The sequence below is a fragment of the Hydrocarboniphaga sp. genome, from assembly GCF_028291725.1.
Classification (GTDB): Bacteria; Pseudomonadota; Gammaproteobacteria; order Nevskiales; family Nevskiaceae; genus Hydrocarboniphaga.
This window is the reverse complement of sequence record NZ_JAQGNT010000057.1, coordinates 1-24,946: the sequence shown is the minus strand read 5'-3', so window position 1 is coordinate 24,946 and position 24,946 is coordinate 1. Positions and strand designations below refer to the sequence as shown.

At 65.9% G+C, this 24,946-nt stretch carries 19 protein-coding genes; 7 read left to right on the top strand and 12 right to left on the bottom strand.

All coding sequences use genetic code 11. The features are described from left to right. Positions 1 to 71: 71 nt before the first annotated feature. Complete coding sequence (locus tag JWQ90_RS15370) at positions 72 to 584, bottom strand: hypothetical protein (protein WP_299695755.1); 513 nt, start codon at positions 582 to 584, stop codon at positions 72 to 74. Between the two features lie 203 nt (positions 585 to 787). Between JWQ90_RS15370 and JWQ90_RS15365 the strand changes: the two genes are divergently transcribed. Next, positions 788 to 5,677 (top strand): NAD-glutamate dehydrogenase, encoded by a 4,890-nt coding sequence (locus JWQ90_RS15365; RefSeq protein ID WP_299695753.1) that lies wholly within the window; start codon positions 788 to 790, stop codon positions 5,675 to 5,677. Between the two features lie 53 nt (positions 5,678 to 5,730). Here the strand turns inward: JWQ90_RS15365 and JWQ90_RS15360 are convergent, their stop codons facing one another. Further along, positions 5,731 to 6,270 (bottom strand): hypothetical protein, encoded by a 540-nt coding sequence (locus JWQ90_RS15360; RefSeq protein ID WP_299695751.1) that lies wholly within the window; start codon positions 6,268 to 6,270, stop codon positions 5,731 to 5,733. 198 nt (positions 6,271 to 6,468) lie between these two features. Between JWQ90_RS15360 and JWQ90_RS15355 the strand changes: the two genes are divergently transcribed. The 4 genes from JWQ90_RS15355 (at position 6,469) to JWQ90_RS15345 (ending at position 9,435) form a co-directional block, all read left to right on the top strand. Continuing rightward, a complete protein-coding gene (locus JWQ90_RS15355; RefSeq protein ID WP_299695749.1) occupies positions 6,469 to 8,163 on the top strand; it encodes a hypothetical protein in 1,695 nt (564 codons plus the stop codon). 180 nt (positions 8,164 to 8,343) lie between these two features. Next, positions 8,344 to 8,577, top strand: a complete 234-nt coding sequence (locus JWQ90_RS29190; protein ID WP_366919517.1) for a hypothetical protein — start codon at positions 8,344 to 8,346, stop codon at positions 8,575 to 8,577. Beyond that, positions 8,496 to 8,684 carry an ECF-type sigma factor gene (locus JWQ90_RS15350; RefSeq protein WP_366919516.1) on the top strand — a complete coding sequence of 63 codons (189 nt, stop codon included), beginning with the start codon at positions 8,496 to 8,498 and terminating at the stop codon, positions 8,682 to 8,684. Before JWQ90_RS29190 ends, JWQ90_RS15350 begins: the two co-directional genes overlap by 82 nt. A gap of 301 nt (positions 8,685 to 8,985) precedes the next feature. Further along, positions 8,986 to 9,435: a hypothetical protein gene (locus JWQ90_RS15345; protein WP_299695745.1), complete on the top strand. Its 450-nt coding sequence runs from the start codon at positions 8,986 to 8,988 to the stop codon at positions 9,433 to 9,435. Between the two features lie 105 nt (positions 9,436 to 9,540). Here the strand turns inward: JWQ90_RS15345 and aqpZ are convergent, their stop codons facing one another. From aqpZ to JWQ90_RS15330, 3 genes are all read right to left on the bottom strand, one after another. Beyond that, on the bottom strand, positions 9,541 to 10,230 hold the full coding sequence (gene aqpZ / locus JWQ90_RS15340) for an aquaporin Z (protein WP_299695743.1): 690 nt from the start codon (positions 10,228 to 10,230) through the stop codon (positions 9,541 to 9,543). A gap of 126 nt (positions 10,231 to 10,356) precedes the next feature. Beyond that, complete coding sequence (locus JWQ90_RS15335) at positions 10,357 to 11,847, bottom strand: FAD-dependent oxidoreductase (RefSeq protein ID WP_299695741.1); 1,491 nt, start codon at positions 11,845 to 11,847, stop codon at positions 10,357 to 10,359. A 163-nt stretch (positions 11,848 to 12,010) separates the two neighbouring features. Then, the gene (locus tag JWQ90_RS15330; protein WP_299695739.1) at positions 12,011 to 14,266 is read right to left on the bottom strand and encodes an acyl-CoA dehydrogenase; all 2,256 of its coding nucleotides are present in this window, start codon (positions 14,264 to 14,266) and stop codon (positions 12,011 to 12,013) included. Between the two features lie 210 nt (positions 14,267 to 14,476). Between JWQ90_RS15330 and JWQ90_RS15325 the strand changes: the two genes are divergently transcribed. After that, positions 14,477 to 15,100, top strand: coding sequence for a TetR/AcrR family transcriptional regulator (locus JWQ90_RS15325; protein WP_299695737.1), 624 nt, complete (start codon positions 14,477 to 14,479; stop codon positions 15,098 to 15,100). A 192-nt stretch (positions 15,101 to 15,292) separates the two neighbouring features. On the opposite strand, the gene JWQ90_RS15320 is transcribed toward JWQ90_RS15325, so the two are convergent. The 4 genes from JWQ90_RS15320 to JWQ90_RS15305 all read right to left on the bottom strand — a co-directional run bounded on the left by JWQ90_RS15320 (position 15,293) and on the right by JWQ90_RS15305 (position 19,844). Continuing rightward, complete coding sequence (locus JWQ90_RS15320; protein WP_299695735.1) at positions 15,293 to 16,465, bottom strand: response regulator; 1,173 nt, start codon at positions 16,463 to 16,465, stop codon at positions 15,293 to 15,295. A 22-nt stretch (positions 16,466 to 16,487) separates the two neighbouring features. Next, positions 16,488 to 17,669 (bottom strand): response regulator, encoded by a 1,182-nt coding sequence (locus JWQ90_RS15315; RefSeq protein WP_299695733.1) that lies wholly within the window; start codon positions 17,667 to 17,669, stop codon positions 16,488 to 16,490. After that, complete coding sequence (locus tag JWQ90_RS15310; protein WP_299695731.1) at positions 17,666 to 19,006, bottom strand: ATP-binding protein; 1,341 nt, start codon at positions 19,004 to 19,006, stop codon at positions 17,666 to 17,668. Before JWQ90_RS15310 ends, JWQ90_RS15315 begins: the two co-directional genes overlap by 4 nt. 115 nt (positions 19,007 to 19,121) lie before the next feature. Continuing rightward, entirely contained in the window at positions 19,122 to 19,844 is a 723-nt protein-coding gene (locus JWQ90_RS15305) for a heme NO-binding domain-containing protein (RefSeq protein ID WP_299695819.1), read from the bottom strand. A gap of 10 nt (positions 19,845 to 19,854) precedes the next feature. Here JWQ90_RS15305 and JWQ90_RS15300 point away from each other — a divergent pair, with 10 nt between their 5' ends. Next, the gene (locus JWQ90_RS15300; protein ID WP_366919515.1) at positions 19,855 to 21,870 is read left to right on the top strand and encodes a DEAD/DEAH box helicase; all 2,016 of its coding nucleotides are present in this window, start codon (positions 19,855 to 19,857) and stop codon (positions 21,868 to 21,870) included. 197 nt (positions 21,871 to 22,067) lie between these two features. On the opposite strand, the gene JWQ90_RS15295 is transcribed toward JWQ90_RS15300, so the two are convergent. The 3 genes from JWQ90_RS15295 to JWQ90_RS15285 all read right to left on the bottom strand — a co-directional run bounded on the left by JWQ90_RS15295 (position 22,068) and on the right by JWQ90_RS15285 (position 24,724). Then, entirely contained in the window at positions 22,068 to 22,472 is a 405-nt protein-coding gene (locus tag JWQ90_RS15295) for a YchJ family metal-binding protein (RefSeq protein ID WP_299695727.1), read from the bottom strand. Positions 22,473 to 22,551: 79 nt separating this feature from the next. Further along, positions 22,552 to 23,145, bottom strand: a complete 594-nt coding sequence (locus JWQ90_RS15290) for a DUF938 domain-containing protein (RefSeq protein WP_299695725.1) — start codon at positions 23,143 to 23,145, stop codon at positions 22,552 to 22,554. A 145-nt stretch (positions 23,146 to 23,290) separates the two neighbouring features. Then, on the bottom strand, positions 23,291 to 24,724 hold the full coding sequence (locus JWQ90_RS15285; RefSeq protein WP_366919518.1) for an MFS transporter: 1,434 nt from the start codon (positions 24,722 to 24,724) through the stop codon (positions 23,291 to 23,293). Positions 24,725 to 24,946: the final 222 nt, after the last annotated feature.

Genomic DNA, 24,946 nt, shown 5'->3' with positions numbered 1-24,946 from the left:
TCGGCAATCCTTTGCCGACCTGTACCCTCCGATGCGCTATCACCGCCTCACGTCGGCAAGGGATTGCCGACCTACGGCGTGCCGCGCTGAAGGATTGCTCTCAGGATCCAGAAGCCGAGCAGCGGGACGACGAAGATGCCGAAGGCCAGTACGTTGTGGCCTTCGCCCAGCGGCGCCCAGGTGCGGCAGGGGATCTCGAACTGCAGGGCCGGCAGCGTCTTCCTGGTGCCGGAGATGCAGAAATCGTTGGTCTGCGACAGCTGCTCCCCGGTCACCAGCGTGCAGTCCAGGCAGACTTCCTGGTACACCGGCGGTGCCAGCTCGGGGAAGATCGCGCGCGCGCGGCCGGCATTGTTGACGTGGTAGAAAACGCCAGTCGGGTCGCGCATCACCAGGCCGCCGCCGGGGATCACCGACAGGTCGTTGATGCGCGAACGCATGCTGTCGGACAGTGGCCCCGAGACCTGCCAGCTGATCGCTGCCCAGATCACCAACAGCCCCCAGAACAGCAGCCGCCCGGCCGCGAATCCGCGTGCATGCAGGGCGCCGCCGAGGGCACGTTGGGTCTGGTCCGGGTTCATCATGCTGCCACCTGCGTTGAGTTCCCATTATAGACAGCGCGTTATAGACAGCACGGTGTCGGCCACGCCGTCCCGGCCGGTCGCCTGTGCTGCGACACCAGACTGCCATTGTCCGCCGGGGCGCCGACAGTGGCTCTGGCATACTGCCCACCAGAAAAAACACCCGCCCACGCGCTGCTGTCGCGCGTCACCGTCGCGGAGGACCAATGAACGACCCCAGGAGCGAGTCCCTGGCCTGGCCGGCATCAGCCGGCAGCGAGGCGCAGGATTCCGGTAAAGAGCAGGAGAGTTTGCTGGCGCAGTTGGAGGCGGCCGGGCAGGCCAGGCAGGATTTCCAGCAGCGGCCGCCCACCGCAGGTTTTATCCGCGGGTTCTACGACACCTCTTCGCTGGACGCGCTGCGGCTGCGCAGTGCCGACGAGCTGTTGAACCTGGCCTTCAACCAGCTGCGCTGGACCCAGGGCCGCCAGCCCGGCGAACTGCGGCTGCGGCTGCTGCGGCCGGGTGAATCCGCGGATTCCCTGAGCGGCCTGGCCCTGGTCGAGACCTGTGTCGACGACATGCCCTACCTGGTCGATACGGTCGCGATCGCGGTACGCGAGGCCGGCGTGTCGATCGACTGGGCGGTGCACCCGATCCTGAAACTGCGGCGCGACGCGGCCGGCCAGATCGTCGCGATCGGCGACGCGGCGGCCACTGACGCCGAGGCACAGCTCGAGTCCTGGATTCACATGGAGTTCGAGCCGCTGCCGAACGAGGCCGCGTACGCCGCGCTCGAGCAGGAGCTGAAGGACTCGCTGTCCGATCTGCGTCGCGCCGTCGCCGACGCGCCGGCGATGCGCGAGCGCGCGCTGGCGCTGGCCGAGGGTCTGCGCCAGATGCCGCCGAATGTCGATCCGGCCGAGTTCGGGGAGGGCCGCGAGTTCCTGCAATGGCTTGCGGACGGGCATTTCACTTTTCTCGGCTATACCGAGACGCGCGCCGCGACTGGAGCCGACGGCCGCGCCCAGCTGTTCGACGCCAGCGAATCCGCGCTGGGCCTGTCGCGGCCCGGCGAGCGTTACGCCGACACCGCCGAGCTGATCGCGCCCAAGGCCGAGTTGGACAAGTACGCCGAGTCGGCGCGGCTGATCGTGGTCACCAAGGCCAACCGCCGCGCGCATGTGCACCTGGCCGACTACATGGACGTGATCTCGGTCAAGCAGTATCGCGAGGACGGCAGCGTCGCCGGCACCTGCCGCTTCGTCGGCCTGTTTGCGTCCGACGTCTACGTGGACCGGCCGCGCACGATCCCGCTGATCCGCGCCAAGGCGGACTACGTGATGCGGCGCTCGCGCATCGCCGAGGACTCGCATTCCGGCAAGCTGCTGCGCGAGATCCTGCATCTGCTGCCGCGCGAGGAGCTGTTCCAGTCCAGCGAGCAGGAGCTGTACCGCACCGCGATGGGCATCCGCGCGCTGCGTGACCGCCATCAGCTCAAGCTGTTTCTGCGCCGTGACCGCTACGGCCGTTTCTACAGCTGCATGATCTACTTGCCGCGCGATCGTTATTCGCGCGAACTGCGTGACCGGCTGGCTGCCGAACTGCTGAAAATCTTCAACGGCATCTCGGTCGATCGTCAGGTCGATTCGCTGCGCGGTTCGATGGCGCGCGTGCGCTTTGTCGTGCGCACGCCGCCGGGCACGCAGATCGATCTGAGCGCCGAGCAGATCGAGCAGCGCCTGATCGCGGCCACGCGCAACTGGCGCGAACAATTGCGCGAACTGCTGCAGCGCACGGTAGGCGGTCGCAGCACGCAGATCCTGGCGCGTTACGCCGATGCGTTCCCGCTGTCGTATACCGAGAGTGTCAGTCCGCCCGACGCCGAGGCCGATCTGCATTACCTGCTGCGCCTGTCCGAAGCCGAGCCGCTGCTGCCGCGGCTGATCCTCGACGCCGCCGCGATGCCGGTGCGCGCCGCCAGCCTCAAGCTGTACGCGCGCGAATCGCCGGTGGCCTTGTCCGACGTGCTGCCGACGCTGGAGAACTTCGGCCTGCGCGTGCTCAGCCAGGAGCCGACGCAGATCACGCCCAAGGATAGCCCGGCGCTGTGGATACAGGAGTTCAGTATCGAGGCGCCGACGTCGAAACTGTCGGCCGAGGTGCAGAAGACCTTCTTCGAAACCGCGCTGGTCAAGACCTTCACCGCTGCGACCGAGAACGACGGCCTGAACAAGCTGGTGCTCGCCGCGGGCCTGGATTATCGCCAGGTTGCCTGCGTACGCGCACTGGCCAAGTACATCAACCAGGTCGGTCTGCCGTTCGGCCGCGTCGACATCGAGCAGCAGCTCGGTGCGCATCCGCAGATCGCGCGCCTGCTGGTGCGTCTGTTCGAGTCGCGCTTCGATCCGCGGATCGCGCCGGACAAGCGCCAGAGCGACGAAATCAAGTTCGCGCAGGAGATCGATGCGGCGCTGGACGCGGTCACCAGCCTCGACGCCGACCGCGTGCTGCGCGCCTTCCTGTCGGTGGTGCATGCGAGCCTGCGCACCAACTTCTACCAGAGCGCCGCGGACGGCTCGCAGAAGCCTTACATCAGCATCAAGCTCGATCCGTCCAAGATCCCGGAGCTGCCATATCCGCGGCCGATGTTCGAGATCTGGGTGTATTCGCCGGAGGTCGAAGGCGTGCATCTGCGCGGCGGCCGCGTCGCGCGTGGCGGCCTGCGCTGGAGCGACCGGCGCGAGGATTTCCGTACCGAAGTGCTGGGCCTGATGAAGGCGCAGATGGTCAAGAACGCGGTGATCGTGCCGGTCGGCGCCAAGGGCGGCTTCGTCGTCAAGAAGCCGGTCGACTCCGGCAAGCGCGAAGCCTGGATGGCGCAGGGCATCGAGTGCTACAAGACTTTCCTGCGCGGCCTGCTCGACATCACCGACAACCGCGTCGGCGATGCGATCGAGGCGCCGCGCGATGTCGTGCGGCTGGACGTTGACGATCCCTATCTGGTGGTCGCCGCCGACAAGGGCACCGCAACGTTCTCGGACATCGCCAACGGCGTCGCCCACGAATACGGCTTCTGGCTGGGCGATGCCTTCGCCTCCGGCGGCAGCGTCGGCTACGACCACAAGAAGATGGGCATCACCGCCAAAGGCGCCTGGGAAAGCGTCAAGCGCCATTTCCGCGAGCTGGAGCGCGATATCCAGAGCGAGCCGTTCACCGTCGTCGGCATCGGCGATATGAGCGGCGACGTGTTCGGCAACGGCATGCTGTTGTCGCGCAAGACGCGCGTGATCGCGGCTTTCGATCATCGCCATATCTTCATCGACCCGACGCCGGATGAAGACAAGAGTTTTGTCGAGCGCGAGAGACTTTTCGCGTTGCCGCGCAGCTCGTGGATGGAATACGACTCCAGCCTGATTTCCGAAGGCGGTGGCATTTATCCGCGCACGGCGAAGCTGATCAGGCTGTCGCCGCAGGCGCAGGCCGCGCTGGGACTGGACCGCGAAGGCTGGACGCCGCCGGAGCTGATGAACGCGATTCTGAAAGCGCCGGTGGATCTGTTCTGGAACGGCGGCATCGGCACCTACGTCAAGAGCCAGCATCAGAGCCATGTCGAAGTGCGCGACCGCGCCAACGACAACATCCGCGTCAACGGCCGCGACCTGCGCGCCAAAGTCGTCGGTGAGGGTGGCAATCTCGGCTTCACCCAGGCCGGGCGCATCGAATACGCCTTGAACGGCGGGCGCCTGAACACCGACGCGATCGACAACAGCGCCGGCGTGCACTGCTCGGATCGCGAGGTCAACATCAAGATCCCGCTGAACCGCCTGATGGCCGAAGGCCAGCTGAGCCGCGAGCAGCGCGACCCGCTGCTCGCGGCGATGACCGACGACGTCGCCGCTCTGGTGCTGCGCGACAACTACGTGCAGTCGGCCTGCGTCAGCCTGATGGAGCGCGAGGCCGCATCACGGCTCGAAGAGCACGCTGGCCTGATGCGCATGCTGGAGCGCGACGGCCTGCTGAATCGCGCGATCGAAGTGCTGCCCGACGAGGAGACGCTGAAGGAGCGTCGCGGTGAAGGCCGCGGCCTGACGCGCCCCGAACTCGCGGTGCTGGTCGCGTATTCGAAGATCTCGCTGAACGACGCGGCGCTGAACTCGGACATCCCGGACGATCCGTTCTTCGAACGCGATCTGCTGGGGAATTTTCCGCCGCTGCTGGTCGCGCGTTATCGGGAGGCCCTGCTGCAGCATCGTTTGAAGCGCGAAATCATCGCGACGATCCTGAGCAATGCGATCGTCAACCGCATGGGCATCGCGTTCGCTCACCGGATGGCGGCGGATCATGGCGTGACCCGTGCCGAGGTGCTGAAGGCCTATGCGACCGCGCACGAAATCTTCGGCGGCGACCGCTACTGGCGCGCCATCGAGGCGCTCGACAACCAGGTGCCGGCTACTCTGCAGTACCGGCTGATGCTGCGTGCGAGCGGCCTGCTCAAGCACGCGAGCGGCTGGATCGTGCGCTCGCGCCTGGCCGAGCGCGCGGTGGGCGATCTGGCGGCGAGCTATCGCGAGCCGGTCGCCAGCCTCGAAGCTGCGCTGCCCGGGATTCTGTCGCCGGCCTATCGCGAAGAATGGGATCGCACCTGCAACGGCATCGTCGCCGAGATCGGTGCCGACAAGGGCGCCGAGCCTTTGGCGCGCAGCCTGGCGAACACGCTGGTGCTCGGCTGCGCTCTCGACATCGCCGACCTCGCCGAGCAGGCCTGCCTGCCGCTGACCGAGACCGCCGCCGTCTATTTCGCGATCGGCGAGCGCCTGCGCATGCCCTGGCTGCACGCCGCGATCCTGGCGCTGAAAGTCAGCGATCAATGGCAGGCGCTTGCGCGCAACAACCTGCGTGACGACGCCTACAAGATTCATTGCCGGATCGCCGCGCGCGTGCTGCTGCAACCGGGCGCGAACGCGGAAGCGCGAATCGATGCCTGGGTGTCCGCACATGAGCAGGCGGTGCGCTTTGCGATGAATCGTGTCGCCGAGCTGCAGGCAAGCAACGGCGCGGACTTCCAGGCGCTCGCGGTCGCGGTCCGCGAGGTTCGCAAGCTGCGCGCCCTGTAAGGCAGTAGGTCGGCAAGCCTTTGCCGACGTGTACGCCCGATGTTGGCAAAGGACTAGCGCGGCGGCGGAGCGGCTTCGGTAACCGGCACCTTGGGTGCATCGGCGCCGCTCGTCACGAGCTTGTAGCTGTAGACTTTTTCGCCGTCGCTGGTGAGGTTCACGACGGTGTCGAAATCGTGTTTCAGATAGCGTCCATTGGCGTCGACGATGTTGATCAGGACCTTGCAGGTTTTCTCGCCCGATGCCGATTCGATCAACGGCGCGTAGCTGATATGGGCGTCCTTGCTCACGGTGATCTGGTAGTACTTGGTGGCCAGGCTGTAGCCGATGCCATTGGATTTCTCGCCGCAGTTCAGCTCGGCGAGCAGCGCCTCGTCGGCGCGGATCGCGAGCCGGCCGGGTTCGTCACGATATGAGGGTTTTTGCACGGTTTTGGACCGCATCTGGACGATCGGGCCGACGCTGACGTAGGCACCTTGCCGCAGCTTCTCGTATCCGGCCGAGGCCAGATCGGTCTGGCCGTAGGAGGCACATCCGGCGAGCCCCGTCAGCAACAGCAGGGTCGGGCCGTTCTTTGCCAGCACTGGGTTCATGTAGTCGATCGATCGTGGGTCAGGGGACCGCAAGCATAAAGCCAAGCGCCTGACGCTGGCTGCTGGGTTTGCACTCGAAGGCGCGCCGCTTGCATTTTGCGAGCTATGCCCAACGGCGGGCGGCGAAGGGCTCTGTGCTCCGGTAGCATCGCGATACCGGGCAACACAGGGATTTACGAGCCCTTACGAGGACATCGCATGGCCTACGAATACAACCCCGAATCCTCACGATTCAATCTGCCGAACCCGCATCGCGTCGAGAATGTGCTGCTGATCGTCGCCGGCGTGGTGCAACTCGCCGTTGCCGCGTTCGCGCTGTGGACCGGCCGCGAATGGCTGCTGCAGCACGCCGGCCAGGTGGCCGCGCGGCCCTTGGCGATCGGTGTCGGGCTGCTGATTTCGGGCCTGCTGATGGTCGGCATGGTCATGCGCCAGCTGGTGTTCTACTTCGGCCGCAACCAGCCGGCGCCGCTGGCCGATGTGCTCAGCCCGCAGAAGGACGGTGTCACCGAGAGCGGCCAGCAGCTGCGTGAGACGATCCGCCAGAACGCGATCAGCTTCGAGACGCCGGTCAGCGGCTTCGACCAGCTGCTCTACAAGATGATCCCGGATCTGGTGTTCTCGCCGCCGCCGGTGCAGTGGCGCGCGCGCATTCAGTTCTATAACACCGCCGTGCTGTTGGCGATCTTCCTGTGCTTCGCGGTTGCCAGTTTCGGCGTGATCAACGCGGCCGCGAAAAGCTGGATTCATCTCGGCTTCCTGGTTCTGACCGCGCTGGTGATCCTGAAGCCGCTGCGCGCACGCGCCGGCAAGCTGTCACTGGGCATCAAGCCGTTCGTGCTACTGCTGTTGCTATCGATCATCGTGCCGGTTCTGCTGAGCATGACCGCGACGCGGCCACTGCTGTATGCCGACAGGATTCATCTCGGCATGCTGACGACGGTGTTCCTGATTCTGGCGCTGGCGGCGAACCTGCTGTTTCTGCTGGCGCTGGTAGGGCAGACACTGCGGCCCGAAAAAATATCGATGGCGAATCATCTGGAAACGCTGTCGATGAACGCGCATCCGCGGCAGCTGTTACTGGAGCTGGATCGCCAGCTGCAGGCGGTCTGGACCGAGAAAATCCCGAACCGTGCCTACTCTCGGGTGTCGCCGCAGATCGAGGCCGGAACGGGATCGTTCACCGGCGAGCTGTTGGAGGAATCGCAGCCGGTGCCGCGTGATGCCGAAGCCTTGAACTTCGGTAGTGCGCTGCAAATGCGCGAGTACCGTTATCTGGTGATCGTCGATCTGTTTGCGATGATGGCCGCGCTGGTCGGCTGCGCTTTGCTGGCGTATGCGGCTTCATCGAAGGCCATTGCCGCGATCAACCCGCTGGTACTGGGGGCGCAGCTGATCGCGGTGGCCTGGTACGGCTTTCGTACCACCAACTTCCTGTGGCGCCGCTTCGAGTTCAGTTCTCGCGCCTGGTGGCTGGAAATCAGCGGCAATTACCAGACCTCCAACGTCGACTACGGCCGCGTGTTGGAGGACGCGGTGAAGACGCGCAAGCAGGTCGTCAACATCGACGACATGACCCTGCGCGTCTGGGTCGCGGATTTCTATTCCGTGGCATTCGGCCCGGACCAGCCGCGTTTTCTGGTGTCGATGTCGGGCGAGCAGGCCGAGGCCGAGCGGCTGTGCCGGCTGCTGCGCGAATTCGCCGAGAACCAGACCGCGCTGCTGGCGCCGGGCTCGGCGCGCGACATCGAGTCGGCGCAGCGGCTGGTGGCGATGAATGCGGTCGGCGATCGGGCTCGCTCGGAAGCGGTATCGCGCAGCGACGCCGCGGCTGCATTGCTGGCTTCGAGGCCGTCGCCGTCGGGTGATGAGGGCAGTGGGCCGCAAGGCTGAGCGGCTCGCAAGAAAACGGAAAATCCCCGCAGCCAGTGGGAGCGGGGCAGGGGTCCGCAACGTCGGTATCGCTGCGCGAGATTCACGTTAAAGCCGACCGTTTCGGCGCTGACGGCGTAGGCGATCGGCATCAACACCGCAGTCACCTGCCGCGATCGCGTGCCTGACCAGAACCGCAGAATGTTTTTCGCTTATGCCTCAAAGGTCATGCGCAGCATCATCATGGACTATGTTCGCCAGCGTTCGGCACGCAACTGTGGTGGCGGCCTGGCGTCGGTGACGCTGAACACCGGGATTGAGGACACCGCTTTTTCCGGCCCGCAACTGTTGCGGTGGACTCCGCCCTGCGAGCGCCGAAACAGATGGACCAGCGCGGCCACGATATTTGCGAGATGCATTTCTACGCAGGCTTGACGGTCGAGGGTCTTTGCGCAGTGACAGAACTGTCGCCGGCGACAGTCAAGCGCAACCTGCGCAAGACGCGCGCGCAGGCGCTGGCCGCCCTCGGGCACAAGGAGTAGCGGTAGCGCCCGCCGCACCCGGCGGCGCCATCCGGCAACCGGATTCGTGACGCCGTTCACATTTCTCGCTCACCGCGTGAGCTTTCTTCCCCGAAATTCCGTCTGGATAGTCAGGAGCCCCTCGCACCGGGGTTCCCCGGTTGTTTCCAGCGGATCTGGAAAACACGGGGCGAGTCGCGCAACCGTCGCAGTTCAAAGCAGCCGTTGTGGCGGGCAAGACCCAGGGAGAACTCACCGTGATTGATCTGAAAACTTTCGTACCTCGCAAGAAGATGACGCTGTCCACCAATGGAGAACACTGATGTCCCTAAATAAAAGACTGGTTGTTGTGGCCGCCGTAACGGCGATTTTTTCAAGCATGGGCGCTTCGGCGGGCCCGAATGATTCGGCCGGCCCGGTACCGGCCGATGTCGCCGCAGGATCGCTCACCGGAACCTCCGGTTTGAGCCTGTGCACCGCCGCCATCAACTCCGACGGCACGCTGGCTGGAAAGTTTCGCGCGAAGTCGTCGGCCCTGGTTGCCCCCGGTAGCTACGAGGTGCTCTTCGGTGATATCTGCGGGAACATCACGGCGGTGAATGGCTGGTCTCGCTGGGTCCAAGTTGATACCTTGACTACCAGCCAGGTCAGCGGTGGTATTACTTGCACCACCGCAGATCGCGCAGGTGCAAAGAACGGCGTCTTCATCTATTGCACGGATGCCGCCGGTGCAGCGATCAACACCTCGTTCTTCCTGTTCGTCGCTCGCTGAAGCTAGGCAGGAGCAGCGCAGGTTCCATTCCAGCCCGCACTGCTCCTGCTTTACAACTCGATTTCGAGCGATTCCGCACGTTCAGCGTCATCGGTTCCGCGTTTCCTAGCTTTCCTCGCTCGCGATGGCGCGGTAAGTGAGCGCTCCGAGCAGGGCGCCGACGATCGGCGCCAGCCAGAACAGCCAAAGCTGGGCGACGGCCCAATCGCCGACGAACAGCGCGACGGCGGTACTGCGCGCGGGATTGACCGAGGTGTTGGTCACCGGAATGCTGATCAGGTGGATCAGCGTCAGCGCGAAGCCGATCGCCAGCGGAGCGAAGCCGGCCGGCGCGCGCTTGTCGGTGGAGCCGAGAATCACCAGCAGGAAGAACATCGTCATGACCACTTCGGTAACCAGCGCAGCGAGCAGCGAGTAGCCGCCGGGCGAATGGGCGCCGTAGCCGTTCGAGGCGAAGCCCTTGGACACGTCGAAGCCCGGCGCACCGCTGGCAATCACGTAGAGCACGCCGCCTGCGGCGATTCCGCCCAGTACCTGCGCCACGATATAGGCCGGCAGTTTGCTGGCGGGAAAGCGGCCGCCCGCCCACAGGCCGACCGAGACCGCCGGGTTGAGATGGCAGCCGGAGATATGGCCGATCGCGTAGGCCATGGTGAGCACGGTCAGGCCGAATGCGAGCGCGACCCCGTGCAGGCCAATGCCCACCTCCGGAAATGCGGCGGCCAGCACCGCGCTGCCGCAACCGCCCATGACGAGCCAGAACGTTCCCAGAAATTCGGCGCCGTATTGCTTCATGTTCAACTCCCCTTGCTGGTTGGACCAAGTCGATCCGCGATTCGAGTGGCGATTCGAGCGGATCACCCCCCTAGACTCCAAAAGAGTAATCCCTGCAGCGGTCGATAACCAACAAGCTGGCTGCGTCTACCTCAGCTGCGCGGCGCGGCGGGCGGACGCGATTCCGGCCTGGCGTCCGAAGTAGGTGGCGTCGGCCAGCGACAGACCCGAGCTGTAGCCCTCGCCCCAGCGCGGCAGGCCGCAGCTGCTGCGGCCCGCCGCGTACAGTCCGGGCAGGCACCGGCGTGATTCGTCGAGCACTTCTCCGCTGACCGCAGTGTCCAGCCCGCCCATCGTGAACGTCGTATAGAGCGCGTGATCGATGCGGCAATCCAGCGCCACGAACGGTGGCTCCAGCAGCGGCTGCACCCACTTCGATGCCTTGTGATACAGCGGGTCCTCGGAGCGTTCTGCGTGCTGGTTGTACAGCGCGACGGTGGAGGTCAGCGCGCCCAAGGGCAGATCGAGTTCGCGCTCGACCTCGGCCCAGGTTTCGCCGGTGGCGCCGATGCCGATCTTGAAATGCGCGCCGAAGTCCGGCTCGGCATAGCTGTTCTTGTCGAGCAGGACGTAGATGCGGTTGCCGCCCTGTTGCAGGCAGTGATGCGAGACGCGGCCGTGGTAGCAGTCCTCGTTGATGAAGCGCTGCCCGCGCTCGTTGATGAAGATGCCGCGGATCAGGCGCTCCGGCGGATACCAGGGCAGCGTGACGAAGCCTTCGCTCATGTTGATCGCGGCGCCGCCGACGCTCTGGCCGAGTTGCACGCCGGAGCCGTCGTCGACCGTGCCCAGCGGATACTGCGCACGCAGCAGCATCGGCGCATGCCGCTTGACCATGTCGCGATTCATGATGAAGCCGCCGGCGCACAGGATTACGCCGCCGCGCGCACGCGCGTAACGGTCGATGCCATCGATCCTGACGACAATGCCGCGCACCTGATTGTCGGACTCGGCGATCAGTGACACGGCGCGCGCTTCGTACTGCACTTGCACGCCCGCTTTGATCACCTGCCCGGCGAGCACGTCCATCAGGTACTTGCCGCCGCCCATGCCCATCCACTGCGGCGTGTGGCCGCGCGGGCAGGGCTTGGCGCCTAGATTGAACGGATAGGCCTCTTCGCTGCCGCTCCACAGCAGGCAGTCGTCGGTGAGCGGCTCGACGATGCGCTCCTTGATGAAGCTGTTCTTGTACTGCAGGCCCTGTGCGACGAGCCACTGGTAGTGCTCGGCGCAGCCGTCGGCGTAGGCGCGGCACTTGGCCTGATCCGCGTTCGGGCCGCCGGCCATCAGCAGATACCGGTAGAAATCCTCGGTGTCGTCATGGAAGCCGGCGCTGCGCTGGATTGGTGTGCCGCCGTGGCCGCCCATGTAGATCTCGCCGCCGGACAGCGCTGAAGTGCCACCGTGCGCGGCGCTGACTTCGAACAGCAGCACCTTGGCACCGGCACGGGCGGCCTCGATCGCGGCCGAGGCGCCGGCGGCACCGAAGCCGACGATGCACACGTCGGCCTCGAAATCCCAGCGCGGGACTTCGTTGACGCGGCAGGGGCGGGTGCGGGAATACGTCGGCTGGCTCATGGCGGCTTGGGCGAGGGGATACCGTCCAAGCCTGCCTGCGCTGCCGACGCCGCGCTTACTCAGAACTGATGAGGCTCCGTAGGTCGGCAATCTTTTGCCGACGTGCACCCTTCGATGCGCAATCGCGGCCTCACGTCGGCAAGGGATTGCCGACCTACGCTGCTCAGGCCGCGGCGCGCTCGCCGTACTGCGGGCCGTCTTCAGGCCTCAGCGTCGCGAAGTACTGCTCCGGCGTGAACTCGTCGACCTCGATCGCCTCCAGCCGCGCCTGCAGCGCCTGCTTCAGCATCTCGGCGTCCGCTGCGGTGACGATGCCGGCCTTGACCGCCTCGTCGGCGATGTCGGCGGGCAGATAGCCGCGCGGCAGCTTGCGCGCCTTCTGCGCCCGGATGATGCGCTCTGCCGCCGGATGCGCGGCGCTGACCAGTGCGAAGGATTTCAGTAAACGTCCGAGTGCGCGCGTGTCGTCGATCGGCAGGAACACCGCATAGGTCAGGCGCTGGAACTGCTCGTTGTTCGACTGGATGCACAGTGCGGCCCTGTGGCTTTGCTCATCGCTCGGCGCGTGCCCCAGCGGATTGATCCGCAGCCACAGCCCGCCGAATACGCGCAGCAACCAGCCGAGCGGGCCACCGAAGTTCTGGTAGATGCCGACAAAGGCCTCCTGCACCTGGTGCAGCGCATGGCTCAGCGCGTAGTGCAGCATCGGCAGGTCTTCGCGTCGCCGGCCTTCGGCCTCGAAGCGGCGCAGCGCGGACACGCCGAGCAGCATCCAGGCCAGCGCGTCGCTGTAGCGGCCGGTGAGTTTGCCGCGCACCTTCAGCTTGCCGCCGATCGCGAACATCGCCAGATCCGTCATCAGGCCGAAACGCGCGCCGGCCCAGCCGATGCGTCGATAGTAGACGCGAGTCGCCGGATCGACGTCGGGAACGCTGACGGTGTGGCCGCGCGTCAGCCCGCGCAGCGCGGTGCGGAAAATGCCGGCGATGAAATGCAGGATCCAGCCGCTGAGGTTTTTCCGGAACAGCGCGACATCGTCGTTCTGCACCGCATTGACGACGTTCAGCGCATACGGATGGCAGCGCGTCGCGCCCTGGCCGAAGATCATCAGCGTGCGCGTCAGGATGTTCGCGCCCTCGACGGTGATGCCGACCGGCGCGCTCTTGTAGGCCATGCCGAGGATGTTGTTGGGCCCCTGCATCACGCCAGCGCCGCTGAACACATCCATGCCGTCGATGATGATCTCCTGGCTGATGCGCGTGGTGTAGGCCTTGAGCACGCCGGAGGTCACCGGCGGATGCTCGCCGTTGTCGATCGCCGAGCAGCCGTAGATGCGCGCGGCCTCGATCAGGTACGCCAGGCCCGCCATGCGGCCGACACGTTCTTCCACGCCCTCCATGCGGCCGATCTGGATGCCGAACTGCTGGCGCACCATCGAATACGCGCCGGTGGCGATCGCGGCCGCTTTGGCATTGCCGACCGCGCCCGCAGGCAGCGAGATCGCGCGGCCGCCGGCGAGCTGCTGCATCAGCTGCAGCCAGCCTTTGCCGGCGTATTCGACGCCGCCGATGATGTTGTCGACCGGCACCACAACATCCTTGCCGTACAGCGGGCCGTTGTAGAACGGATCACCGATCGGGTCGTGGTGGTCGCCGTTGGTGAAGCCCGGCGTGCCCTTGTGGATCATCACGCAGCTGATGCCGATCTCCTCGCCCTTGCCGAGCAGGTTATCGGGGTCCTTGAGCTTGCAGGCCAGCGTCGCCAGGTTGGCGATCGGCGCCAACGTGATGTAGCGCTTGCGGAAGTTGAGCTTGAGCTTGATGCCGCCATCGGTGTCGCGGAATACGCGGCCCTCGGCCTTGATGCTGGCCGCGTCGGAGCCGGCGGTCGGTTCGGTCAGGCCGAAGCAGGGCACGTATTCGCCGCTCGCCAATTTCGGCAGATACTCGTCTTTCTGCGCCTGCGTGCCGTAATGGATGATCAGCTCGGCCGCACCGAGTGAGTTCGGGATCGTCACGAGGGTGGCGACCGCCGAATTCCAGGTGTTGAGCTTGGACAGGATCGTCGATACACCCAGCGTCGAGAATTGCTTGCCGCCGTAGGCTTTCGGAATCAGGAAGCCCATGAAGCCTTCGTGTTTGATGAAGGCGATGACCTCGTCCGGGATGCGCTTGCTGCGGCCGATCTGATAGCGGTCGGTCATCCGCAGCAGCTGTTCGACCGGGCCGTCGAGGAAGGCCTGCTCCTCGGGCGGCAGCACCGAGTACGGCTCGGCCAGCATCTTTTCGAAGTCGGGGTTGCCGCGGAAGAAATCACCGTCGATCCATACCGAGCCGGCTTCCAGCGCCTGGCGCTCGGTATCCGATATCGAAGGCAGCATCTTCCGGGCCTTCATGTACCTCATCAACAGTCCGAACATCGCCAATCTCCTTATCAATTGGTAAGCGTCGTACAGACCGCTTGTCTGCCTGCTGAATCGCCGCTCCGTCTGTCGTTACCCGGATGTTGCGCCGCATCATTGCCGAGGTTCAACAACCAGAGAGGAAATGGGGCTTGTCGTTTGCGCGGCGCCGTTTCATAGTGGCCTTATCGAGGAGCGGTATCACCATAGAACTAGAAACAGGGGCCCATGCAAACTTCCATCGCGTTGCCTGATTTGAAGAAGCTCGATCCGGACACCCGTGTCCGCATCGAGGCCGCCGTGCTCGATATTTTTTCGACGCGCGAATTCCATCGTATTGGCCTGATCGAGATCGCGCGCGGCGCCAACGTCAGCCTGCAGACGATCTACAAGTACTACGGCAGCAAGGAGGCGCTGCTGTTCTCGGGGCTCGATTCCTGGCTGACTCAGCTGGTTACGCCGATGGGCCCGTATCTGCAGGCCAACGGTTTGAACAGCGGGGACATGAAGCAGCGCCTGCGCAGCCTGTTCGACGTGGCGCTGGATTTCTTCGAGCGCAATCCCAAGGTCATGCAGATCGTGATGAGTTCGGTGTATCTGAATACCTGGCGACGCAGCGCCGGCAGCCAGAACCGCGAGTTCTACGCGGCGATCACGCGCATGCTCGCGCAGGGCCAGGCGCAAGGCGTGTTGAACCGGCAGGTCAGCGAAGAAGTGCTGCTGGACTACTGCATCGGCATCATCGTGCGCCTGGTGCAGGGCTATATATCGCGCGGAATGAACGAGCCGCTGACGCCGCAGGCCGAAGCGTTGTTCGAAATGCTGTGGCAGGCGATCGCGGCGCGGCACTGAAGCCCGAACAGGCCGTGTAGCCCCTGGCGAGCATAGGAATCTACACATCATCCCGCCAGCGTGTAGGTTGGGGTGAGCGCAGCGAACCCCAACATCGGCGCGGACACCTGTTGGGGTTCGCTGCGCTCACCCCAACCTACTCAGTACCGTCGATGCGCAACGAAGGCCTCACGTCGGCAAGGGATTGCCGACCTACGCGTGGTTCGCGTCTGCAGACAACATCACCCGCACCGGACCGCGCAGCGCATCCGCGCGCATGTTGCGGATGCGTTCGACCAGGCTCGCATTGATCTCGTAGCCGCGCGGCACCAGACGCTGGCCGGTCTGCGTCAGCAGGTCGTCGCACAGGACCATGCCGGCGCACAGCTGCCGCACCGGCACCGTGCGCAGCTCGACGGCGAGGCTCTGCGCTCCCTTGATTGCTTCGATCGCGTCGATCAGCTCCGCATCGCCGTGCTGCGAGCGCAGTTCGGCGAGCGCGACAGTGACCGAATCGCCGCGCGCCTGCTGATCGACGAAGCGCGAGGCCAGGCGCAATACCTTGGCGAGTCTGGCGACCGGAATCGCGGAACGATGGGCGAAGGCGTTGCGGCTGATTCCGCCGTGGCCCGCTTCGCGCAGGATGTCGCATACCGGTTCCAGCCTGGGAATCGAGGCGAGCAGGCGCTGCGTGACTTCCGGCACGCGGTCCAGTGCTTCGCGATCCGATTCGCGGCGCATATCGTCGCCCGCTGCCTGGCGCTGCAGCAGTTCCGGCGGCAGGCTGACGCGGCCCAGCGGCGCCAGCATCGCGGCCAGTTCCAGCGCCCAGGTCGGTTGCAGATCGAGCTTGACCGCCATCGCCAGTGCCAGCTTCTGCACCTGCGTGGCGCGCGCGAATGCGTCGGGGTCGGTCAGTGACAGCACGTCGGTCAGCGCCTGCACGGCGCCGCGCAGGGTGCGCTCCAGCAGGCTGCGTTCGACCGTCTGAAGCCGGTACTGGCTGGCGGCATCGGCAATCGCGCGTTGCACCGTCGGCGGCGGACAGGGCTTGATCAGGAAGCGGAAGATGTGGCCGTCGTTGATCGCGCTGGCGGCCGAGGTGACGTCGGCGTAGCCGGTCAGCAGTACGCGCACCGTGTCCGGAAAGTGCTTGCGTGCGGTCGCCAGCAGCGCGGCGCCGTCGATGCCGGGCATGCGCATGTCCGACAGCAGCACTGCGTAATCGCCGGTGCGCATCAGCTGCAGCGCCTGTTCGCCGTTGGTGGCGGTGTCGACTTCGTAGTGCTGCCGCAGCGACAGCTCGAGGCCTTCGAGCACCGCCGGTTCGTCGTCGACGCAGAGCACGCGCAAGCGTGTGTCGAATCCGTATTCGTCGATGGCCATATTTTGTGGTGCTTGGTTGTGCCTAGATTCGGGTGATCGGTTTGCCGGCCTGCCAGCCGAGCACGGTTTCTTCGACGCCGAGATGCCGCAGGTAGTCGAGGTCGAACTGCTCCGGCAGGCTTTGACTATCGCTCTTGTCGTACGACAGTACGCTGGCGACATGCACCGCCGCGGTCGCGCCGAAGCGCGTGTCGCCGGAGCGCATCGGCTCGTTGTGATAGGCCACGGCCTCGACCAGCGGCACCGGCAGGCCCCACAGCGCGAGCATGCGTGCGCCGATCTGCGCGTGGTCGCAGCCCAGCTCTTCGGTTTCGAGCCGGTACAGCGCCTCGCCGGTGCGGCGCGCGCGGTTGCGGATGCGCGCCGAGGCTTCCGGCAATCCGACCGCGAGCACCAGGTAGCCGACGTCGTGCAGCACCGCGGCGGAATAGGCGGTCTTGCGCTCATCGGCATTGGCCAGCATCTGGCTGGTCAGCCAGGCGGTGTGCAGCGAACGCGTCTGCAGCTTCTCCAGCGAGAAGCCGCGCGGCGTGGCGATGTCGCTCATCGCGCGGAACAGATGCTGCTGCAGCACCGCGACACGTATCGCCTGCAGGCCCAGCGCGGTGATCGCGTCGCGCACGCTGCGCACGCTGCGCGCGGATGCGAAGAAGGCCGAGTTCGCCATCTGCAGTACGCGCGCCGTCATCGCCATGTCCTGCTCGATGATCTTGGCGACCGAGGCCGAGTCCGCGCTCGGCTTGTCGAGCTCGCGCACCAGGTCCCAGTACAGCCTCGGCAGCGCGGGCAGCCCCTGCAGCAGGCCCAGCACCTGTGCGACGGCGGGCCGGTCGCGGCTGCCTTGCAGGCCGGCGCCGCATTCGATCGCGCGCTGCAGCAGTTCGATGTCGCAGGGCTTGGTCAGCAGCTGATGGGCGACCGGCATCAGCTTGATCGCGCCGTCGGGGCCGGTCTGGCCCGACAGCAGGATGCGCACCGTCTCCGGGTGGCGCTCGCGCACCCAGTCGAGCAGCTGGCCGCCGTCCATGCCGGGCATGCGCATGTCGGAGACCACCACGTCGACCGCCTCGCGCCGCAGCTCCTTGATCGCCGCGTCGGCACCCAGCGCAAAGCGCATCTGCCAGCGCCCGGCGCGACTGTGCAGCCGGTTCTCCAGGCCTTCGAGCACGTCGGTTTCATCGTCGACGAAGAGCACCTTGATCATGCTGCGAAACCCTCGGCGACTGGCCTTGCGCTGCTGTCGTCCTTGCGGCGACCGTTGATGGGAATACGGATGGTGAACGTGGTGCCGCTGGTGCCGCCGCCGTGCTCGCTGACGAAGTCGAGCGTACCGCCGTGGCGCTCGACGACGACATTGCGCGAGATCGCCAGACCTTGGCCGGTGCCTTTGCCGACTTCCTTGGTGGTGAAGAACGGATCGAACACGCGATGCCGGATCGCTGGCGGAATACCGCTGCCGTCGTCGCTGATCGAGATCACCACGCTGTCGGCCTCGCGGTGCGTGGCGACGTGGATGCGTCCGCGCGCAGCCTTGTCACTGCGCTGCTGGCGGTCGCCGATCGCCTGCGCGGCGTTGACGATCAGGTTCAGAAAGACCTGGTTCATGTCGCCGCCGTTGCAGATCACGTCGGGCAGATCGCCGAAGTCGCAGACCAGGTCGGCGACGTAGCGGTATTCGTTGTTGGCGACGGTGAGCGTGTCGCGCAGGCCCTTGTTCAGATCCACCGCCGCCATTTCGGTCTGCGGATGGCTGAACGCGCGCATCGCCTCGACGATATGGCTGACGCGGCGCACGCCTTCGAGCGCGCGGTCGAGTGCGCGCGGCAGGCGGTCGCGGATGAAGCCCAGGTCGGTGCCCGCCTGCAGCTGCGAAAAGCGCGCGGCTTCGGCGGCGGGCAGATGCGCGCGCAGATCGGGCAGTGCGTCGAGCAGCGGCTGCAGCTTGCCGATCGCCTCCTGGATGAAGTGCAGGTTGTCGCCGATGAACTGCATCGGCGTATTGATCTCGTGCGCGACGCCAGCCGACAGCTGGCCCAGCGATTCCATTTTCTGAGCGTGACGCAGCTCGACTTCGAGCCGGCGGCGCTCGGACAGGTCGAGCGCCACGAACACCAGCGACACCGGCTGATTCTTGCGGTCGCGGTGCACCGAGGCCGAGATCAGCACCGGGATCACGCGGCCATCCTGGGCCAGCCAGTCGGCCTCGTCGCGCAGCAGGCCGCCGCCCTGGATCAGACAGCGCGCGATGAATTCCGGCGCGCTCGGCCAGATCCGTTCCAGCTGCGTGCCGCTCAGCTCGGCCATCCGGTAGCCCAGCAGGTCCTGCACACCGGCGTTGCCACTGGCGATGACGCCCGCCGGGCTGGCGCCGATCAGCGCGCCGGGCAGCGCGTCGTTCAGGCCCATCAGATAGGTCTGCGCGGCCGAGGCCTGATCCTGGGTGATGCCGAGATCGAGATTGCGGTCCTCGATCAGCCGCGACATCAGTTCGACGCGGCGTTCCGCGCGCAGCAGTCTCAGGCCTGCGGCGCCGGCGCTCACTGGCGCACCTTTTGGTATGAGCGGCGCCGGTCGCGGGCATGAGCGCATCGCCCTGCTCCCGCACCCACTGCCGCACTCGCTGCTGCTAGGGGGCAGACACCGTGTCGCAGTGCGCTCATGCGGCCACCGGCATCGGAATGTCCACATGAAAGCTGCAGCAGTCGCCGCCGGCTTCGCGCGCGCAGCGCAGATGGCGGACCCGCAACGGCGCGTTCAGGTGATCGCCCAGTCCGGTCAATGCACCCTCGATCGCCGGACACAGCAGGCCGCGCGACGGATAGGCGAGATCGGCGCCGCTGCCCTGGTACTGGATCGTGAAGTCCGCGCCGCTGAGGCCGACCAGCACTCGCCGCAGCTGCGGCAGCACGATCGTGTACAAATCGCCGATACGCTGTTCCAGCGTGCGGCCGGCGACCGTTAGCAAGGTGTAGCGGCGCACCAGCTGCGGCATCGCCCAGCGCCCGAGCCGGCGCAGGAAGTCGTCGAAGCCGACGCCGTCGAGCACCGCCGCGGCGCCGGCCCAGCGCAGAAAGTCGGCTTCCGGATATCCGAGCGCGTCCAGCCAGGGATCGGCCTCGGCGAAGCCGCTGGCCTGCAGAGCGGCGACCAGCGCCGCCTCGTCATGGCGCTCCAGCAAATATCGTTCAACAAGATTGAAGGCTAGCCCGATCACATTGTTCCCTGTATCAACCGGCCGGGAATCCGCTGCCTCATGCGGTGTATCGGCCGGAACGAGCCGTTCCTCAGATTGCCGGTGCAAGGGTTTCCCGAAAACGCGTATCCGACCCCTTCCGGGATCAGGTAAGCGGGCGGTGTACAATCGCCCGCCGCGTTCCATCAGGATTCCCATGGCTTCCGTGCCTAACGACGATGCCTCTTCTTCGGCACCTGCCGTTCGTTTTGCCGACCTACGGTTGGCTGCACCGGTACTAGAGGCGTTGACTCGTATCGGCTACGAGTCTCCGAGCCCGATTCAGGCCCGTACTATCCCGCCTTTGCTCGAAGGCCGCGACGTGCTCGGCCAGGCGCAGACCGGCACCGGCAAGACCGCCGCGTTCGCACTGCCGATCCTGTCGATGATCGACCTGTCACGTAGCGTGACCCAGGCGCTAGTGCTCGCGCCGACGCGCGAACTGGCGATCCAGGTTGCCGAGGCGCTGCAGAATTACGCTTCTGCGCTGGTCGGTTTTCATGTGCTGCCGATCTACGGCGGCCAGAGCTACGAGCCGCAGCTGCGCGGCCTCAAGCGCGGCGCGCACGTCGTCGTCGGCACGCCCGGCCGCGTCGTCGACCACATCAAACGCGGCTCGCTGAAGCTCGACAACCTGCGCCAGCTGGTGCTCGACGAGGCCGACGAGATGCTGCGCATGGGCTTCATCGACGATGTCGAATGGGTGCTGCAGCAGACCCCGCCGGACCGTCAGATCGCGCTGTTCTCGGCGACCATGCCGAGCGTGATCCGGCGTGTCGCCCAGACCTATCTGCGCGACCCGATCGAGATCTCGATCAAATCCAAGACTTCCACCGCGACCAATATCCGCCAGCGCTACTGGCTGGTCAGCGGCATGAACAAGCTGGAGGCGCTGACGCGTTTTCTCGAAGCGGAAACCTTCGACGCGATGATCGTGTTCGCGCGCACCAAGGCGGCGACCACCGAACTCGCCGACCGCCTCGCGGCGCGCGGCTTCTCGGTCAGTGCGCTGAACGGCGACATGCAGCAGAACGATCGTGAACGCACCATCGCCAAGCTCAAGGACGGCCAGCTCGACATCGTCGTCGCCACCGACGTCGCCGCGCGCGGCCTGGACGTCGAGCGGGTCAGCCATGTCGTCAACTACGACATCCCGACCGACACCGAGAGCTACGTGCACCGGATCGGCCGCACCGGCCGTGCCGGACGTAACGGTGACGCGATCCTGTTCGTGTCGCCGCGCGAGCGTCATCTGCTGAAGGCGATCGAGCGCGCCACGCGCCAGCCGATCGAGGCGATCGCCGCGCCGAGCAGCGACGTGATCAACCGGCGCCGCGTGCAGCGCTTCAAGCAGACCGTGATCGACGCACTGAGCAAGGCGCAGACCGATCGTGCCGCCGCCAGCCAGTTCGAGGCTTTCCGCGGTGTGCTCGCGGATATCGAGAACGAGTCGGGCGCCTCGCTGACCGACATCGCCGCCGCGCTGGCGTCGATGGCCCAGGGCGAGCGTCCGCTGCTGATGGCCAGCGACGACGCGCAGCTCGCCGATTATTCCTCGCGCTCGGATACGCGCTCGGATTCCCGCTCCGATACACGGTCCGATACGCGCGTGGCGGCTCCGCGGCGCGCGCCGGCCGAGCCGGTGATCGCGGAAGCCCCGCGCTCCGAGATCCGCACGACGCCGAAGCGTCCGCCGGCCGAACCGCTGCCGGCCGCGTCACCGGTGCCGTCCTCGTTCCCGATGTCGCCGAAGCTGCGCGAACGTCCGGAGCGCGTCGAGCGTCCTGCTGCGTCGCGCCCGGAACGGGTCGAGCGTCCGATCGACCGCCCGCTGCGGATGGAGCGCCCGGAGCGGCCCAAGCCCAAGAACGGCGACGAGAGCGAGACCTTCCGCATCGAAGTCGGTGCACAGCACGGCGTCAAGGCGGCGAACATCGTCGGCGCAATCGCCAACGAGGCCGGCCTCGACAGCCAGTACATCGGCAAGATCGAAATCATGGATGACCACAGCTTCGTCGACCTGCCCAGCGGCATGCCGCGCGGCGTGTTCCGCGATCTGCAGAAAGCCTGGGTGCTGGGCCGCCAGCTGCGCATCAGCAAGCTCGGCGGCGAGATCCCGCCGGCGACACCGGGCCCCGGCCCGGGCGCCAAGCGCAAGCCGCCGCGCAGCTGAGGGTATGCGTAGGTCGGCAATCCTTTGCCGACGTGTATGGTCGATGCGCAACTGGCGCCTCATGTCGGCATGGGATTGCCGACCTACGACTGGCTCTCGTCGCCGTCCAGATACAGCGTGTAGGTTGGGGTGAGCGCAGCGAACCCCAACATCGGCGCGGGCACACGTTGGGGTTCGCTGCGCTCACCCCAACCTACTCAGACAACGTCGCCGTCCAGATAAAGCCAGCGGCCGTCGACGCGCAGGAAGCGACTGGTCTCGCGCATCCGCTGCGCGCTACCGCCGCCAACGCGAAAGCGCGCCACGAACTCGACGAGCGCGGTGTCACCGTCCGGCGCGGTCTCGTGACGCAGGATCTTCAGTCCCAGCCATTTCGGTGCCTGCAGGTCGCCGTCGCCGAAAGCCAGCGACTCCGGCCTTGTGCTCGGATGACAGGTCGCCAGCAGATACGGCTCCAGCTTCAGCACATAGGCCGAGTAGCGCGAGCGCATCAGCGCTTCCGCGGAGCGCGCGACGGCGCCTTCGTGCAGCGGCGCGCAGCAGCTGGCATACAGACGCTGTTCGTCGCAGGGGCAGTGAGTGATCGCGATCCTGACCGTCATGTGCGCACTTTAAACCTGGCTTGTCGGCCCGGCGGTAGCGCCGCTTTCCGGCTCGCCGCCGGATCCGTCTCGGATTCGCTCAGCTGCTGCGCTGCCAGACGATGCAGCGATTGTTGGCCGGCATCGCGCGGTCTTCGACGAGCGCCAGTCCGGCGTCGCGCGCCAGCGCATCGACGGTTTCGAAATCGCGGATGCCGCTGAGCGGATCGCGTGCTTTCAGCCAGGCTTCGAAATCGCGGTTGCTGTCGCTGGTGAACGCACCGCGGTAGTTGAAGGGGCCGTAGGCGACGAGTTTCGCGCCGAGCTCCATCACGCCCGGCAATGCCGCGAACAACTGCGTCACGGCGGCAGCGCTCATGATGTGTAGCGTGTTCGCGGTGAAGATGCCGTCGTAGCGCGCTGGCGGCCACTCGCCGCCGACGTCGAGTGTCAGCGGCGGCAGCACGTTGGCGAGCGCGGCTTCATCCAGCCAGGCGCGGATGCCGGCGTGATGTTCGCTGCGATCCGAGGTCTGCCAGACCAGCTGCGGCAGCGCCGCGCCGAAATGGATCGCGTGCTGTCCGGTGCCGCTGCCGATTTCGAGTACACGCCGACGATCGGCGAAGTGCTCGCGCAATACCGCGAGAATGACGTCGCGATTGCGGGCGCAGGAGGGAGCATCGGGTTTGATCATGTCGCCACGATATCAAGTCGCAGCCTTCAGAAATGTAGGGCGGGTCGTGACCCGCCGTTTTGTGTTGTTGTCACAACGGCGGGTCACGATACAACGGCGGGTCACGACCCGCCCTACGGTTCATTGCCTGGGCAGGGGGAGGTTTTCAAATGCTGGACATCGGCCGCGCCAGATCCTCCAGCGAACGCCGCTCGGCCGCCAGGCCATAACGCCAGACCACGGCCGCGGCCACGATCATCAGCGCCGCTCCGAAGCCGTAGCCTAAGGCGATCGCGCTACGTTCGCCGGTACCGATCAGGCTGCCGAACAGCCAGGGGCCGACAATGCCGCCCATCGCGGTGCCGAGCGTGTAGAACACCGCGATCGCCAGCGCCCGCACTTCCAGCGGAAAGCTTTCGCCGACCGTCAGATACGCCGAACTTGCCGCGGCGGACGCGAAGAAGAAAGTGATCGACCAGGCAATCGTCTGGCCGGTCGCGTCGAGCAGGCCGTTGACGAACAGCCAGGCGGTGATCGTCAGCAGGATGCCGGACGCGGCATAGGTGAACGCGATCATCTGGCGCCGGCCAATGGTGTCGAACAGCCTGCCGAGCAGCAGCGGGCCGAGAAAATTGCCGGCGGCGAACGGCAGGATGTACAGGCCGATTTTCTCGCTGGGGATGTCGAAGAAGGTGCTTAGCACCAGGGCATAGGTGAAGAAGATCGCGTTGTAGAAAAACGCCTGCGAGGCCATCAGCACCAGGCTGACCAGTGCGCGTTTCGGGTAAAGCCTGAACAGGCTGCGCGCCAGCGCGACCGCGCCGAAGCCGCCGTCGCGCACGCGCAGTCTGACCGGCTGGGTCGGCACGTCGATGCGCCGCTCACCGGCGACAGCCTCGATCTGCGCGACGATCGCCTCGGCCTCGGCAACGCGGCCGCGCGTCATCAGCCAGCGCGGACTTTCCGGCAGGAACCGCCGCAGCAGCAGGATGCTCAGGCCGAGCACGGCGCCGATGCCGAAAGCGATGCGCCAGCCCATGTCGGCCGGCAGCAGCCCCGGCTGCAGCAGCACGATCGACCCGATCGCGCCGATCGCGGCGCCGACCCAGAAACTGCCGTTGATGACCAGGTCGGTATGGCCGCGATAGCGCGCCGGCACCAGCTCCTGGATCGCCGAGTTGATCGCCGAATATTCGCCGCCGATGCCCGCGCCGGTGAAGAGACGGCACAGTAGGAACATCCAGAAGTTCTGCGAAAACGCGGTTGCTGCGGTCGCCACCAGATACACCGCCAGTGTCAGCGAAAAGAGTTTTTTACGGCCGAGCCGGTCGGCCATCCAGCCGAACACCAGCGAGCCCAGCACCGCGCCGAGCACGTAGGCGCTGGCGCTGATGCCGATCTGTGCGTCGCTCAGATGTAGCGCAGGGCTGGATTTGAGAGCGCCGGAGACGGCGCCTGCGAGCGTGACCTCGAGGCCGTCGAGTATCCAGGTGATGCCGAGCGCGACGACCACCAGCGTGTGGAAGCGGCACCACGGCAGCCGGTCGAGTCGTGCCGGCACGTCGGTTTGGATGGCGCCCGCTTCATCGTCTGCGACCAATCCTTGTGCAGTAGCTGCTTCCACGGCAACCGTCCTTGGTTGTGCAGGATGACAGTGGTTCCGACCGCGCTGCTTCGCTGTCGTTCCGCAGCAGGCGTAGGTTAACGTGAAAGAGACCTGATTTAGGGCGCAGAGGTCCCTGGCCTTTTGAGGCCATGGGAAGCGGGGTGGAGATCAGGGTGCTGCGGGGATCAGGCCGTACTGAGTGAGGGCCTTGATCCA

What these genes read in the sequence shown, in the direction of transcription:
- JWQ90_RS15370 (WP_299695755.1), bottom strand. Translation starts at nt 584, where the DNA reads ATGATGAACCCGGACCAGACCCAACGTGCCCTCGGCGGCGCCCTGCAT.
- JWQ90_RS15365 (WP_299695753.1), top strand. Translation starts at nt 788, where the DNA reads ATGAACGACCCCAGGAGCGAGTCCCTGGCCTGGCCGGCATCAGCCGGC.
- JWQ90_RS15360 (WP_299695751.1), bottom strand. Translation starts at nt 6,270, where the DNA reads ATGAACCCAGTGCTGGCAAAGAACGGCCCGACCCTGCTGTTGCTGACG.
- JWQ90_RS15355 (WP_299695749.1), top strand. Translation starts at nt 6,469, where the DNA reads ATGGCCTACGAATACAACCCCGAATCCTCACGATTCAATCTGCCGAAC.
- JWQ90_RS29190 (WP_366919517.1), top strand. Translation starts at nt 8,344, where the DNA reads ATGTTTTTCGCTTATGCCTCAAAGGTCATGCGCAGCATCATCATGGAC.
- JWQ90_RS15345 (WP_299695745.1), top strand. Translation starts at nt 8,986, where the DNA reads ATGTCCCTAAATAAAAGACTGGTTGTTGTGGCCGCCGTAACGGCGATT.
- aqpZ (WP_299695743.1), bottom strand. Translation starts at nt 10,230, where the DNA reads ATGAAGCAATACGGCGCCGAATTTCTGGGAACGTTCTGGCTCGTCATG.
- JWQ90_RS15335 (WP_299695741.1), bottom strand. Translation starts at nt 11,847, where the DNA reads ATGAGCCAGCCGACGTATTCCCGCACCCGCCCCTGCCGCGTCAACGAA.
- JWQ90_RS15330 (WP_299695739.1), bottom strand. Translation starts at nt 14,266, where the DNA reads ATGTTCGGACTGTTGATGAGGTACATGAAGGCCCGGAAGATGCTGCCT.
- JWQ90_RS15325 (WP_299695737.1), top strand. Translation starts at nt 14,477, where the DNA reads ATGCAAACTTCCATCGCGTTGCCTGATTTGAAGAAGCTCGATCCGGAC.
- JWQ90_RS15320 (WP_299695735.1), bottom strand. Translation starts at nt 16,465, where the DNA reads ATGGCCATCGACGAATACGGATTCGACACACGCTTGCGCGTGCTCTGC.
- JWQ90_RS15315 (WP_299695733.1), bottom strand. Translation starts at nt 17,669, where the DNA reads ATGATCAAGGTGCTCTTCGTCGACGATGAAACCGACGTGCTCGAAGGC.
- JWQ90_RS15305 (WP_299695819.1), bottom strand. Translation starts at nt 19,844, where the DNA reads ATGGAACGCGGCGGGCGATTGTACACCGCCCGCTTACCTGATCCCGGA.
- JWQ90_RS15300 (WP_366919515.1), top strand. Translation starts at nt 19,855, where the DNA reads ATGGCTTCCGTGCCTAACGACGATGCCTCTTCTTCGGCACCTGCCGTT.
- JWQ90_RS15295 (WP_299695727.1), bottom strand. Translation starts at nt 22,472, where the DNA reads ATGACGGTCAGGATCGCGATCACTCACTGCCCCTGCGACGAACAGCGT.
- JWQ90_RS15290 (WP_299695725.1), bottom strand. Translation starts at nt 23,145, where the DNA reads ATGATCAAACCCGATGCTCCCTCCTGCGCCCGCAATCGCGACGTCATT.